This window comes from Alteromonas profundi (genome assembly GCF_010500865.1).
Classification (GTDB): domain Bacteria; phylum Pseudomonadota; class Gammaproteobacteria; order Enterobacterales; family Alteromonadaceae; genus Alteromonas; species Alteromonas profundi.
Window position 1 is genome coordinate 51,793 of record NZ_JAAAWN010000014.1, and the last position, 13,963, is coordinate 65,755.

A 13,963-nucleotide genomic window follows, 5' to 3' on the forward strand; every position below is an offset into this window, starting at 1 on the left:
GATTTTCGTTAGCATGCATCCCCTAGATAACCCCACTTATCGAGTACTGGAGTGTCAACAAAGGGCGGAGAGAAGCGCCCGTTCCCCACACAGGATTGGGCGGATGGTCCAGAAACCGGCAGTGTTGGCTTAACGAGCGTGTTGGGTATTCACTCAGATAGCAAAGGCGTGGTCTGGATGCTTGATATGGGTGGCAAAAGTACGCCGGCGCAGTTGGTGGGCTGGGACACTAACAGCAACACACTAGAAAAAGTGATAAAAATACCTCGCCAGGTGTTAGCGGATAACTCGTTTATACAAGATTTTGTGGTTGATGAGAAACGAGAAAAAGTCTATATCGCGGATATGTCATTTGGCAATTTTGAGGGCGCCACAAAGCCTGCGATTATTATAGTAGATATGAATAGCGAACAATCCCGTCGTGTATTAGAAGGCAACGCAGCCTTCATTGCACCCGATAAAGACATCGTTATTGAGGGAAGTTTACTCGCATCGAAATCACCTAGCGGCGAAACAAACCCGTTGCGATTTGGCTTAAACCCAATAGCAACTGATGAAAATTTTGAGTGGGTGTATTTTGCAACTATGAATGGAGAGCTTATCTACCGTATACCAGCCTCACAGTTAGCAGATGAACAGGCTAGTGATGCTACTATGGCTGAAAAAATAGCTCCTTTTGGCCCTAAAAAAGCGAGTGACGGTATGTTATATATTGCCGGTAAAGGCATAGCGGTTACTGACTTAGCTAATAATGCGGTGGGGTTGTCTTCTGAAGGAAGATATCAAGTTCTGATCAAAGACAAGCGTCTTTCTTGGCCTGATAGCATGGCTTACCATGATGGGTATATCTATGTGACCGCAGACCAACTACATAAACATCCAGCATTTAGCCAAGGTCGTGGAGGGGCAAAACCGCCGTACAGACTTATGCGTTTTAAACTGGATTAGTAGGAAAACCGAAGCAATAGAGGCAAAACGAGCACGTTAGATCTTTATCTCTCTATTTGACTAAATGCCTCAGCGCACCCCATCAGCGAATGGTGTGTTGAGGCACGAGAGATTGGTATGCTAACACCAGCTTTTTAGTGGTCGCGTGTTGGGGCCAGCGGAAAATGGTTTCCGTCTTTCCTTCTTCTACGATATTGCCATTCTCCATTACAATAATACGGTCTGCTATATGCCTTACTATGCCTAAATTATGGCTGATAAAAATAAAGGCGAGCCCTAATTCCTGCTGTAGCTGCAAAATTAAATTGACGGTCTGTGAACGAATGGTGGGATCTAACGCCGCAAAAGGTTCATCGGCAACTAACACTTTGGGTTTGAGCATAATAGCGCGGGCTAGGGCAACCCTTTGCTGCTGACCATCTGAAAGCATGTGACGATAAAAATAGTAATGTTCTCGAAGTAAACCTACCTTGGTAAGCATCTCTTCTATCAAGGGCTTACGTTCTGCTTCACTAAGTTCGGTATTAAGTCGCAGCGGTTCATCTAAGATTTTTCCCACAGGTACGGCAGGGTTCATCGATTCGCTGCTGTGTTGCAATATCATACGAATATCATGTGTACGTTTCTGCTGGGTATCTTGTTTATTGTATTTCGCCAAATATTTATGATTATTAAGCTCAATTTCCCCTTTGCTTGCCGGTATCGCGCCTACCAATAACTTTGCTAATAAGGACTTTCCCGCTCGATTTTCACCTATGATAGCAATGGTTTCACCGCGCTTTACTGATAGATCGATTGGTCCTAATTGAAAAATTTCCGGCTTTTTCAGCCAACGCTTGGTGTCACTATGAAAAAACGTAAGGCCGTTAACCTGCATAATATCTGTCATAACTTCTCCATGTGTAAGGGGAAGTGGCAGCTATAAGTATGATCGTGAATGCGTCTTACTTCTGGTGTTACAACACAAGGGCGCTGGGCACGAGGGCAGCGCGGTCCTAAGCGACAACCGATAGGCAAGTGTTGCAGTGTAGGGATAGAACCTTCAAGGGTAGGCAATAGCGACTTAGGTGCTAAATCTTTGCGGAAACTAGGCGCACTGTCGAGCAGCGCCTTAGTATAGGGGTGTAAGGGGCGCTTTTTAAGGTGCTTCATTTTACCAGACTCCACCGTTTGTCCGGCATAAAGTACCGTCATTGAGTGGGACATACTGGCAATCGCTAATAAGTCATGACTAACAAACAAAATACTCAGGGATCGAGTCTGATTTAAACGCGTAAATAGCTTCAGTATCTGGGTTTTCGTCGTTGGTTCCATACCACGGGTAGGGTCATCGGCAATAAGCAGCGATGGTTGCGATACCAGTGCCATAGCTATCATAAATTTTTGGCCAATGTCACTGGGTATTTGGTGAGGATAAGCACTTAGATAATGCCTATGATGTTTAATTCCCACTTTATGAACGGTACTAATTGCGATCTTTTTGCGATGTTGTGCCCGTTGCCAAAACCAGCGTCCTCGAACAAATTCGTCTGGGATACTTTCTTCAAGTTGCTCACCTAGTGTGGCGGAGGGGTCTAAACTGGCCTGTGGATTTTGAAACACCACCGCGATTTCCCGACGCATAACTTCCCGTCGTTGCTGATTCGACAAGCCTAGTAGGTTTTCGCCATTCCAACTCATTCTATCTGCGGTTAATTGCCACTGCGGGGGAAGCGCTCCGCAAATTGCAGAAACAATCAGGCTTTTTCCAGAACCTGATTCACCTACAAGGGCACGAATTTCACCACTACTTACCGACAAGTTTACCTTGTCTAAGGCCTTAATGCTGGTGTCGCCACTCACCATTTCAAGGGTGAGGTTTTTAATATCAAGCATTGGCATGTTATTGGCTCATTCTTTTTCTAAGTGCCGAGCGAAGACCATCACCGACAACATTAATAGAGAGTACTAATACGAAAATAGTGATCCCCGGCAAGGCTACATTCCACGGGGCCAGATAGGCAACGTCTAAGCCATCGGCCAAAATGGCGCCTAACTCAGGCAGTGAAGACTGGGCACCTAGATTTAAAAAGCCCAGAGCAGAGATATCGATCACTGCAATCGACAAGGCCAACGTGCCTTGTACAACCAACATTTCAGTCATATTTGGCAAAATAGAGTGAACGAACAGCTGCCATTTATTTGCGCCATCTAACCGTGAGGCGAGTATGTATTCTTTTTTTGCTTCAGAGCGAACAAAGCGCCTGGTATGGTGAATAAATTGTGGGATAAGTGCTAGCGTGATAGCCCACATGCTATTGACTAAACCTGTGCCCAATATAGCAACAATTATAATGGCGATGAGCAAGGTAGGAATAGCCATTAAGGCATCAAGCAGGTGGTTTACAATGCTTGAACGCACACCTTTGAGCATACCTGCAAGTGTACCTATACTCACGCCGATGAGCATGGCAAGCACCACCATTAATAGGCCTGATCCTAAAGTGATCCTACACCCATACATAATGCGCGAAAATAGATCCCGCCCTAGAGCGTCAGTACCAAACAAGTTTGAAATTGACCCGCTCATTGCCCAGCTAGGGGGGATAAGTAAGCCGTCAATATTTTGCGCATTAGGATCATAAGGGCTAAGTACCGGGGCAAAAACAGAAAACACAACAAACATGCCCAGTACAAACAAACCGATAATAGCAATATGGCTCTCACGAAAAGCTGCCCATGTTCTGTGCCATGGGGACGGGTGGAAGGCTTCTTCGTATAAACTAAACTGTGGCACGTTCGTACTTTTCCCTACTCGGGTCGATAATTCGGTTAAACAAATCAATAAGTATGGTCAAACTGATGACCAAGGTAGATACGGCCAGCATACCAACTCTCAATGCTGGGTAATCCCGTTGATATATGGCTTGAATTAGCCAATTTCCTATTCCAGGCCAAGAAAATAACGTTTCTACTATCATTGCATTGGTAATAAGCGTGGTTATTTGGATAGCCATTAAAGGCAGTATAGGTAATAAAGCATTGCGAATAACGTGTTGGGAGAAAATTCGCCACCCAGATAGTCCACGGGAACGGGCCGCAGTAATGTAAGGGCGGTTTTTAACATCAATCACCGAGCGGCGAATTAGCCGCACCACCGATGCTGTTGTAATCGCGCCTACAGCAAATGTTGGGAGGGCAAGATGAGAGAACGCGTCTCGCATAGCTAAGCCCTTGTCGATATTCTCTGTCATCATAATATCAATAAGAATAAACCCTGATACCGGGGGGATGTCGAACAGTAAACTTATTCTGCCTGATATGGGCGCGATATCTAAATTTAAGCTAAATATCAGTATGAGAATCAAGGCAAACCAATACACTGGAATCGAATAGGTGGTCACACTGAGCGCATTAATACTCTTATCGGAAACCGAATAACTACGAATGCCAGCATAATAACCTAGTGGGATCCCAATCAACAAAGCCATTAAAATAGCATAGAAGCTCAGCTCTATTGTGGCTGGCATAGCAATGCCTATTTCTTCACGAAGGGATAAGCCAGATGAAAAGCTATAGCCCCAATCCCCGCTGGCAAGGTCGCCTAGGTAATGGACAAACTGTACTACCACATTTTGATCCAAGCGATATTGGCGCATTAACGCTTCTCGTTGCATATCGTTTTGGGGCGTAATGCCCGTCAGGTTTTCAAGCACATCGCCAGGAAATAGATAGGCTAGGGCAAACGATAAAATCGTTAACACCAATAAGGTAAGAATAAATAAAATACTGTATCGCGCTAAAATTCTTATCACAGTGTCTTACTCACTCCACCAAAGCGTACGCCACCAAAAGGGTTGATACTCATACCTTTGAGTTCATTTCTGTATGCCTGATAGCGATAGGCATGAGCAATAGGAACAAGGGGGAGGCGTTCATAGAGCAAACGATTTACCTGCTGATAAATGGCTTTTCTTTCTTCTAAATCGTCGGTGGCTAGGGCCCTATCTAGTAACTTATCATAGTCGCTGTTACACCACATAGCGCGGTTCGTTCCAGAAGGAATGGCGCCGCAGCTTAATAAAGGGCGATAAAAGTTATCTGGATCACCGTTATCTGCCGACCAGCCAATCAGTACCGAATCGTGCAGGCCATCTTGAAGGTGGCGCCGAAACGTTGCCCAGTCGTAGCTAACAATAGTGGCATCAATGCCCACTTCTTTAAGGTAGCGCTGAATAAGCTCGGCCATTTTTGTGGCATTAGGGTTATAGGCTCGCTCCACGGGCATGGCCCAAATTGTCATCGAAAACCCCGCTTCAATACCTGCACTTGCGAGTAGTTTTCGTGCTAAAACAGGGTTATATGCAGTATCGTCTGCGTCATTTTGAAATGCCCAACTTGCTGCTGGAAGTAAGGTTTTAGCGCGTGTTGCGCTGTCGAAATAAACCGCTTCCAACAAAGTGTTTTTATCTATCGCAGCAGCAAGAGCGCGCCTAACATCAGGGTTATCAAAGGGAGGGCGCTGGGTGTTAAAGGCCCAAAAGCCTATATTCAGGCCAGGTTTTTCCGCCAAGGTAAGATCTTCGCGATTTCTTATTATTTCTAATTCTGTTTGTGCAGGAAAGGCGGTCGCATCGCATTCACCTGTTATCAGTTTAGCCAACCGCAATGAGCTTCGCGGCGTTATGTCGTAAATAAGCCGCTCGGCGATAGTAATATCGCGCCAATAATCAGTATTTTTAGCGTAACGGATAAAATGGTCTTTTCGATAACTTTCAAATTTAAACGGGCCGGTACCGATAGGGTATTGGTCAATGCGGTTAGGGAACCCTTGCTGCATTAGTTGCTTGCCGTATTCTGACGACAGTATTACCGAAAAATCGGTGGCCAGATTGGCAAGAAATGAACTATCCCGGCGTTTAAGGGTAATTTCTATTCGATAACCATTAATGCGTTTTATACTCGCGATGTTATCCGCCAGCCCTAAGCTTTCAAAATAAGGGTAACGTCCTCCCGACACAAAGTGAAAATCATGGCTAGCTAACCGCCATCTATTTAGACTAAAAATCACATCGTCGGCATTAAAATTGCGTGAAGGGCTAAAATAGTCTGTGGTATGAAATTTAACATCGCGTCGCAGTTGAAACGCATAGGTTAACCCGTTATCTGATACCAGCCAGCTACTCGCTAAGCTTGGTACAATACGCCCAGTGTCAGGGTCGAAGTCGAGTAATCTATCATACAGTTGGTGTGACGTTGCATCAGAGGTGGTACTTGAGGTATCCAGCTGGGGGTTAAACGTGACAGGATTGCTTTCAGAGCAGTACACAAGACCACTATTATAAAAGGCGTGTTCATCACGCTTTGAGCAAGCTGAAACCCCCACTACTAGCAGCAGTAACAAGCTTAACCATGCCAATGGGGTATACCGCATTTATTAACTCTCCGCAGTTTCTGCTGATGAGTCTAACAAATTGTATTTTTTTAGATAGCCCCTTAACTGATGATACGTTAGGCAAAGTTTCTCGGCCGTTTTCTTTTGATTATACTGACAATCAGCAAGCGCTCGCTTAATCATGTCTATTTCATATTGTTGAGATAAGGCTTTTAGATCGAGTGGATAGGCATAAGAAGTATCTATAGCAACCTCGGTCGCTATAGGCGCAGCTTCAATGGTTGCCTCAGTGAGTTCAGGGGCGTCGGTGGCCGGCTTAGGTGCGGGGCGAATTCTATCTTGGGTTTTTATCCGGGAAGTAGGCCTAAACGCAGATTCGAAGGGGTCGAGCACAATTTCGTGTACCGGTAGATGGGGGTTATTCGTACGATACACAGCCCTCTCTACCACATTTTTAAGTTCGCGAATATTGCCCGGCCAGTCGTAGTCTAATAGCGTACGTTTGGCTTTTTCAGTAAAGCCGCTGAATAACTCCATTTCCATTTCCCGCGCCATGTTAATCGCGAAGGTTTCAGCAAGCATCATAATGTCTTCTCGACGCTCGCGCAGGGGCGGTATAGTGATTACGTCAAACGCTAATCTATCGAGCAAGTCAGCTCTAAACTCGCCCGCTTCGGCGAGGGCCGGTAAGTCTTCGTTGGTTGCTGCTATAAGCCGAACGTCGGTTTTAACCGTTTTGCTGCCGCCTACTCGCTCAAATTCACCGTATTCCACTACGCGAAGCAGCTTTTCTTGAACAAGACCCGACGTATTGGCGAGTTCATCGAGAAACAATGTGCCGCTATGTGCAATTTCAAAACGGCCTTCTCGTCGCTTAGCTGCGCCGGTAAACGCGCCCGCTTCATACCCAAACAGTTCACTTTCTAGCAGACTTTCATTTAGCGCGGCACAATTAAGCTTTACATAATTCTGATCCCAGCGCTTTGATAAAAAGTGTAAACGGGCTGCAATGAGTTCTTTACCCGTACCGCGTTCGCCGATAACAAGCACAGGCTTGTCGAGAGGGGCTATTTGTGAAATTTGTTCAAGCACTTCTAAAAAGCTATTTGCTTGACCAAGCAAATTATCTTGTTGGCGATACCGGCTCATTAATTTCCTCAATAATTAGTCATTTCGACCAATTAATAGTGTAGTTTAAAATATTCTTTTGTTCGAGAACTATTTAGCAATAACGAAAAACGTTTCAAATTAGCTAGTTATGGTAATCTATCACCTTGGCAAGCTATTTGAATAGTCTTCTACCACGAATTGTCGTAGTACAACCTGTTTTCGAGTAAGAGGTAATTATTATGGGTATCTTCTCGCGTTTCACCGATATTGTGAATTCAAATATTAATGCGCTATTAGACAAGGCCGAAGATCCAGAAAAAATGGTTCGGTTAATTATTCAAGAAATGGAAGACACGTTAGTAGAAGTGCGTTCCGTTTCGGCTAAAACATTGGCCAATAAAAAAGAGATTGTTGGCCAAATTAACAAATACGAGGCTGATTCAGAAGATTGGCAGGCAAAAGCTGAGCTTGCGCTGAGTAAAGACAGGGATGATTTAGCCCGAGCAGCCCTGCAAGAAAAGAAAAAATGCGCAGAAGCCGCAGAGAGCTTGAGTAAAGAATTAGCCATCGTTGATGAGCAAATTAGTAAGCTGCAAGACGAAATTGGCCAGTTACAAGATAAGTTGGCCGATGCTAAAAGCCGCCAAAAAACGATTATTATGCGTCAAAAAACCGCGAGCTCTCGCCTTGAAGTAAAACGCAGCTTAGATAGCAGTAAAGTAGACAATGCCATGGGGCGTTTTGAGCAATATGAGCGTAAGATTGACGATTTAGAGTCTCAGGTTGATGCTTACGATCTCGGTAAGCAAACCCTTAGCGATCAGTTTGCGGAACTAGAATCAGGGGATAAGGTTGATGAAGAGTTAGCAGCCTTAAAAGCCAAGCTAAAAAGTGAAAAAACATCGTCTAGCAACTAATGTTGGACTATAAAATAACAAGAAATAAAATTATGTTTGCCCCAGAAGGGGCAAATACTACAAGGGTTTGTTGGAGGTTTTAAAATGGATGAAGGTATCATTGCAATGTTGGTAATGCCCCTGGTCATCTTTATGATTTTTGTGGCACCGATTTGGCTTATTTTGCATTACCGCAGCAAAAAGCAAGTTAACCAAGGTTTAACTGTCGAAGAGCGCGCCTCCCTAGAAGCGCTTGCGGGGCAAGCGGAGAAAATGACGGAACGTATCCAGACACTTGAAGCGATCTTAGACAGTGAAGCACCGCAGTGGAGGAATCGCGCATGAGGGAATCGAAAACCTTATACCGAGATACTGAAAATGCACGTATCGCCGGCGTTTGTTCCGGTATAGCTGAGTACTTCGGATTAGAAACCTGGCTGGTGAGAATTCTTGTTGTTACGGGCTTCTTTCTACTCGCTGGCCCCTTTATGCTCGTCGCGTACATTGCAGGTTGGTTTATTTTAGATAAAAAGCCGCTTGGCGGTGAGCCTTCGCTAGATATCCCACCAGTACAAGGCAGGGGAAAAGGATGGCGTAATGCAGGCTCATCTACCTCTTCAAGTCATAAAGTAGAAGTTAAAACTAAAGTTTGGCAAGCAGGTGAGCCGCCTAAACAAGCATTTCATGATATTCGCACCCGTTATGAAAAGGCAGAGCAGCGACTACGTAAAATGGAAACCTATGTGACGTCAAAAGAGTTTCAGTTAAACCGAGAAATTAGCCGGTTGTAACTAACCCTTACGCGATAAGGCGTGACGAAAGCCCCAAGAACCGCACTATGTATGTGCGGTTTTTTGTTTGTATCTTTTTATTCTTATCATAGAGTTAGCGGCTAAGTGTAAATGCAATGTTACAGCGTTAGCCAGAGCGCAGTTGAGCTGAATACTTCACGAACCGCGCAATATCCTTAGACTACAGATATCTTTTAGGCACGCATGAGTTTGTAATTTTTATGGCGAAGTCAACGCAGTATCAGTCTAAAACCTCAAATGAAAATGGGGTGATTGAATGGTCGACAGAAGAAAACGAGATTTGGTCTGAGCTTTACGCAAGGCAGATACCTTTAGTAAGAGAACGCGCCTGTAAGCAGTATTTAGAGGGGATAGAATTACTCGGGTTAGCTGAAGATCGTATCCCTCAATTGCCTGACATAGACAAAGTGTTATTAGAACAAACCGGTTGGCAAACCGCAGAAGTACCTGCGCTAATAAACTTCGGGGAATTCTTTCGCCTACTTGCTAATAAGCAGTTCCCTGTGGCGACGTTTATCCGTAGTCGTGAAGAATTTGACTACTTACAAGAGCCCGATATCTTTCATGAAGTATTCGGCCATTGTCCTTTGTTAACTAACCCCGCATTCGCTCATTTTACCCATACTTATGGCAAGCTTGGGTTAGCGGCAAGTAAGGAAGATAGGGTGTATCTAGCTCGGCTTTATTGGTTTACCGTGGAGTTTGGTTTAGTCAATGCCAACGATGAGCTTAAAATTTATGGCGGCGGTATTTTGTCTTCCCCAGGTGAAACTGTATATGCCTTAGACAGTGATAAACCGCAGCGTCACCTGCTTACCCCTGTAGACGCCCTGCGTACGCCTTACCGCATCGATATAATGCAGCCGCTTTATTATATTTTACCTAATTTCGATCATTTATTTGAGCTCGCGGAAATGGATATCATGGCAATGGTACGAGAGGCCAAACAACTTGGTCTTTATACGCCCTTGTTCCCACCTAAAGATAAAAAAGTAAGCTAAAGCAGAAGGGGCAAGAGGATTGGGGGAAATTCTCTTGCCTCAACGTTTTGCCGTTACTTATCCCGTATTTAGTTTTTCATTTTTCCGTCTCAATATTTTTTGTACAAGGCTACCTTTTTTGTGGGCAGGTAATGTAGAAGTGCGTGCAAAAGAGTGGCGCACGTTGTATTTACTTGTTATCTTTTTGTAAAAGTGTGATATTGTGTACATATATGTTTACAATAACGATATGAAGTCACAGATGCGCTTAGAAATTACATGCCAAGACCGTCTTGGTATCACCCAAGATGTTCTTGATATCCTTGTTGCCCATGAGATCGATTTGCGCGGTATTGAAATCGATCCTACGGGCAAAATATTTTTAAATTTTCCCAATATTGAATTTGCAGACTTTCAACATTTAATGCCTAAGATCCGTCATATCGATGGTATTGATGATGTAAAAACAACGCCTTTTATGCCCGGTGAGCGTGAAAAAAACCAGTTATCTGCCATATTACGCACCTTGCCCGACCCGGTTTTTTCCGTGGATGCAAAGGGGCGAATTCTGCTGTGCAATGAAGCGGTGACTTCAGGGTTAGAGTTAGGGTTTAACGAGGTCGCAGGTAGTGATATTGGGGAAATCGTTAAGGGATTTAACTTTCAGCGATGGATGGATGGGGATAAGCCCCGTCCCCAATCTACAAAAGTGAAATTCATCCAACAAGATTACCTTGCGGATATGCTGCCTATTACGGTGGCCGACGGCGAAAGTAATCGAATTATGGCGGGCGCGGTGGTTATCTTAAAATCAGAAATGCGTTTAGGGCAGCAATTTACTGCGTTTCATCAATCTCCTACTGATAGTTTCGACCGATTTGCCACTGAGTCTACTTGCATGAAACGGGTGGTACATGAAGCAAAACGTATCGCCGATTTAGATGCGCCTATACTTATTTTTGGTGAGACGGGCACAGGGAAAGAGATGATAGCTCGTGCGTGTCATCAATCGAGTCGGCGAAGCGAAGGGGCGTTTTTAGCGCTTAACTGCGCATCGTTGCCGGACAGCGTGGCCGAAACCGAGTTATTTGGCTATGCTGAAGGCGCCTTTAATCAACCTACCGCTAAAGTCGGTTTGTTAGAGCAGGCACGAGGTGGCACCTTACTTTTAGATGAAATTGCCGATATGTCCTCGCAGCTTCAAGCCAAGCTATTGCGGGTACTTGAAGATGGTGAGTTTAGACGAGTAGGCGATGCGACTGTGGTATCTGTCGACGTCCGTTTTATCTGTACAACCTGCCGAGATTTAGGTCAACTTGTGGAAGAAGGGCGTTTTCGCAAAGAACTATACTATCGATTGAACGTACTTAGCTTAGTGATGCCCTCGCTGAAAGATCGGCGTCAGGATATTGTGCCGCTAGCAGAAGCGTTTATCGCTCAACATAGCACTAAGCTCGGCAGACGACCGGCAAAACTGAGCAAGTCGTGTGTAGAGTTTTTACAGCAATACCCGTGGCCGGGAAACGTTCGTCAGCTTCAAAACGCGTTGTATCGAGCGCTGTCTCTTTTAGATGGTAAAGAAATTACGAAAGAAGATATTCAACTGCCCAATTGCGCCCCTAGCGTTACCTACATAGATGAAAATTTTGAAGGTACCTTAGATGAAGAGGTGAAGAAGTTTGAAAAAGACTTGCTAAAACGTCTTTACCCTTTTTATCCAAGCACCCGGCAGCTAGCTAAGAAACTAGGGCTTAGCCATACTGCTATAGCCAATAAGTTGCGCGAATACGGTATTAACAAGGCCACGGTAAAGCTATAGACCTATCTGTTCACTATTATTTACGCTTGGCGCGTGCCCACTGCCAATCTCATTTTCGTGGCGGTGGGCACCAATAGTGTGTACATGCATGCTTACACCGGGTTTACTTTTCGTTAACGCCTCCCTTCTCAAACCCACCTTAGTAATGGCATAAAGTGCATCATAGATAGTCCGCGAACTCTTTAATTTGCGCGGTATTAATTTCCTACCGGAGAGCATGATGAAGCTTGCAACTTATAATAACGATACTCGCGACGGTGAACTAATGATTGTGTCTAAGGACTTGTCCTGTGCATGTTCAGCGCAAAGGATTGCCGCTACGCTGCAACAGGCATTAGACAATTGGCAAGACTTGGCTCCTCAATTACAAAGAAAATATGAGCAGCTTAACAAAGGGGAAGTTGACAGTGTTGCCTTTGACCAAGCTCGTTGTGCTTCACCCTTGCCAAGGGCCTACCAATGGGCAGATGGCAGTGCCTATGTAAATCATGTGGAGCTTGTGAGAAAAGCTCGGGGCGCAGAAATGCCTGAAAGTTTTTGGAGCAACCCGCTTATGTATCAAGGCGGTTCAGATGATTTTATTGGACCACGAGAAGATATTATATTGCCAAGCGATGAATGGGGCATCGACTTTGAAGGAGAGGTGGCGGTAGTGACAGATGATGTGCCGATGAATTGTAATGAGCAACAGGCTTCAGAGCGCATTCGACTAGTTATGTTGGTAAACGATGTATCGCTTCGAGGGTTAATTCCTGAAGAATTAGGTAAAGGTTTTGGTTTTTTTCAATCCAAACCAGCCTCAAGTTTTTCACCGGTGGCCGTAACGCCTGATGAATTAGGGGAGGCGTGGAAAGACAATAAGGTGCACCTACCGTTACGCTCTACCTACAATGGCGCCCTGTTTGGCAAGCCTAATGCTGGCGTAGATATGACGTTTAATTTTGCTGAATTGATTGCCCATGCGGCGAAAAGCAGAAACCTTGGGGCCGGAGCGATTATTGGTTCAGGTACGGTATCAAATAAACAAGGTACCGACCACGGTTCCGCCATTGTTGAAGGTGGGGTAGGTTATTCGTGTATTGCCGAGGTTCGCATGATTGAAACGATTAGAGATGGCAAACCTGCCACCCCGTTTATGCAGTTTGGTGACATGATCCGTATAGAAATGTTGGATGCGCAGGGCAACAATATATTCGGGGCCATCGAGCAGCGTGTGAAGCCGTTAAACTAAGTACGCTAACAAACTATTGGTCTATGCTTACATTAGCGCCTGCGTTTGTGACACCAGGGGCTTTCTTACTCTGTTTACTGAATATGGCGTTTGCTTATGAGTATTAAATTATACGGCTATTGGCGTTCTACGGCTTCTTATCGGGTGAGAATTGCGCTCAATTTGAAGCAAATTGACTATCAGTATATACCGGTGCATTTGGTTAAAAATGGGGGGGAACAACATAGCGATAGCTATGCCTCATTAAACCCAGCTGAATTAGTGCCCACCTTTGTTGATGATGACGAAGACATTATTTTAAACCAGTCACTGGCGATTATCGAATACCTAGACGAAAGGTTTACTGGTACAGCCCCACTGATCCCTGCTCATGCTACTGAGCGTGCTCGGGTACGAGCACTGGCGCAGGATATCGCGTGTGACATTCAACCGGTGGGAAATTTGCGGGTGCTAAACGCGTTAAAAACACAGTATAACGCGGACCAAAAACATGTGGCTAAATGGGCTGCACATTGGATTGTTCAAGGTTTTAACGGGATCGAAAAACGGCTTCAAACCCAAGCTGGAAAGTACTGTTTTGACTTCGATGTAACGATAGCCGATGTTTGCTTAGTGCCGCAAGCGTATAACGCAAAACGATTTGGTGTAGATATGAGTGCCTTCCCATTAATCAGTAAAATCGTCGATAACTGCAATAAATTAGATGCATTTAAACGGGCGCTACCGGAAAATCAGATTGATTGCGAAAGTGAACTGTGTGTCTAGGTGTAAGCAACCATGAATGTTGGTTAAA

At 44.8% G+C, this 13,963-nt stretch carries 14 protein-coding genes; 8 read left to right on the forward strand and 6 right to left on the reverse strand.

The window, feature by feature from the left end; translation table 11 throughout:
• Positions 1-51: 51 nt before the first annotated feature.
• Positions 52-948 carry an L-dopachrome tautomerase-related protein gene (locus GTH32_RS11650; protein WP_203565471.1) on the forward strand — a complete coding sequence of 299 codons (897 nt, stop codon included), beginning with the start codon at positions 52-54 and terminating at the stop codon, positions 946-948.
• 82 nt (positions 949-1,030) lie between these two features.
• Here GTH32_RS11650 and GTH32_RS11655 read toward each other — a convergent pair whose 3' ends face one another.
• The 6 genes from GTH32_RS11655 to pspF are packed head-to-tail and all read right to left on the reverse strand — an operon-like array spanning position 1,031 to position 7,471.
• Entirely contained in the window at positions 1,031-1,837 is an 807-nt protein-coding gene (locus GTH32_RS11655; RefSeq protein WP_163085906.1) for an ATP-binding cassette domain-containing protein, read from the reverse strand.
• Complete coding sequence (locus tag GTH32_RS11660) at positions 1,834-2,829, reverse strand: peptide ABC transporter ATP-binding protein (RefSeq protein WP_163085908.1); 996 nt, start codon at positions 2,827-2,829, stop codon at positions 1,834-1,836. The genes GTH32_RS11655 and GTH32_RS11660 overlap by 4 nt, the downstream gene beginning before the upstream one ends.
• Position 2,830: 1 nt before the next feature.
• The gene (locus GTH32_RS11665; RefSeq protein WP_163085910.1) at positions 2,831-3,724 is read right to left on the reverse strand and encodes an ABC transporter permease subunit; all 894 of its coding nucleotides are present in this window, start codon (positions 3,722-3,724) and stop codon (positions 2,831-2,833) included.
• The gene (locus GTH32_RS11670; protein ID WP_163085912.1) at positions 3,711-4,742 is read right to left on the reverse strand and encodes an ABC transporter permease subunit; all 1,032 of its coding nucleotides are present in this window, start codon (positions 4,740-4,742) and stop codon (positions 3,711-3,713) included. The genes GTH32_RS11665 and GTH32_RS11670 overlap by 14 nt, the downstream gene beginning before the upstream one ends.
• Positions 4,739-6,361: an ABC transporter substrate-binding protein gene (locus GTH32_RS11675; RefSeq protein WP_163085914.1), complete on the reverse strand. Its 1,623-nt coding sequence runs from the start codon at positions 6,359-6,361 to the stop codon at positions 4,739-4,741. The genes GTH32_RS11670 and GTH32_RS11675 overlap by 4 nt, the downstream gene beginning before the upstream one ends.
• Positions 6,362-6,364: 3 nt before the next feature.
• On the reverse strand, positions 6,365-7,471 hold the full coding sequence (gene pspF / locus GTH32_RS11680; protein WP_163085916.1) for a phage shock protein operon transcriptional activator: 1,107 nt from the start codon (positions 7,469-7,471) through the stop codon (positions 6,365-6,367).
• A 200-nt stretch (positions 7,472-7,671) separates the two neighbouring features.
• Between pspF and pspA the strand changes: the two genes are divergently transcribed.
• The 7 genes from pspA to maiA all read left to right on the forward strand — a co-directional run bounded on the left by pspA (position 7,672) and on the right by maiA (position 13,935).
• A complete protein-coding gene (pspA, locus tag GTH32_RS11685) occupies positions 7,672-8,349 on the forward strand; it encodes a phage shock protein PspA (protein ID WP_163085918.1) in 678 nt (225 codons plus the stop codon).
• A gap of 84 nt (positions 8,350-8,433) precedes the next feature.
• On the forward strand, positions 8,434-8,673 hold the full coding sequence (gene pspB / locus GTH32_RS11690) for an envelope stress response membrane protein PspB (protein ID WP_163085919.1): 240 nt from the start codon (positions 8,434-8,436) through the stop codon (positions 8,671-8,673).
• Entirely contained in the window at positions 8,670-9,119 is a 450-nt protein-coding gene (gene pspC / locus GTH32_RS11695) for an envelope stress response membrane protein PspC (protein ID WP_163085921.1), read from the forward strand. Before pspB ends, pspC begins: the two co-directional genes overlap by 4 nt.
• 221 nt (positions 9,120-9,340) lie before the next feature.
• A complete protein-coding gene (phhA, locus tag GTH32_RS11700) occupies positions 9,341-10,141 on the forward strand; it encodes a phenylalanine 4-monooxygenase (RefSeq protein WP_163085923.1) in 801 nt (266 codons plus the stop codon).
• 241 nt (positions 10,142-10,382) lie between these two features.
• The gene (gene tyrR, locus GTH32_RS11705) at positions 10,383-11,939 is read left to right on the forward strand and encodes a transcriptional regulator TyrR (protein WP_163085998.1); all 1,557 of its coding nucleotides are present in this window, start codon (positions 10,383-10,385) and stop codon (positions 11,937-11,939) included.
• Between the two features lie 220 nt (positions 11,940-12,159).
• The gene (locus tag GTH32_RS11710; RefSeq protein ID WP_163086000.1) at positions 12,160-13,170 is read left to right on the forward strand and encodes a fumarylacetoacetate hydrolase family protein; all 1,011 of its coding nucleotides are present in this window, start codon (positions 12,160-12,162) and stop codon (positions 13,168-13,170) included.
• Between the two features lie 96 nt (positions 13,171-13,266).
• Positions 13,267-13,935: a maleylacetoacetate isomerase gene (gene maiA, locus GTH32_RS11715; protein ID WP_163085925.1), complete on the forward strand. Its 669-nt coding sequence runs from the start codon at positions 13,267-13,269 to the stop codon at positions 13,933-13,935.
• Positions 13,936-13,963 lie beyond the last annotated feature (28 nt).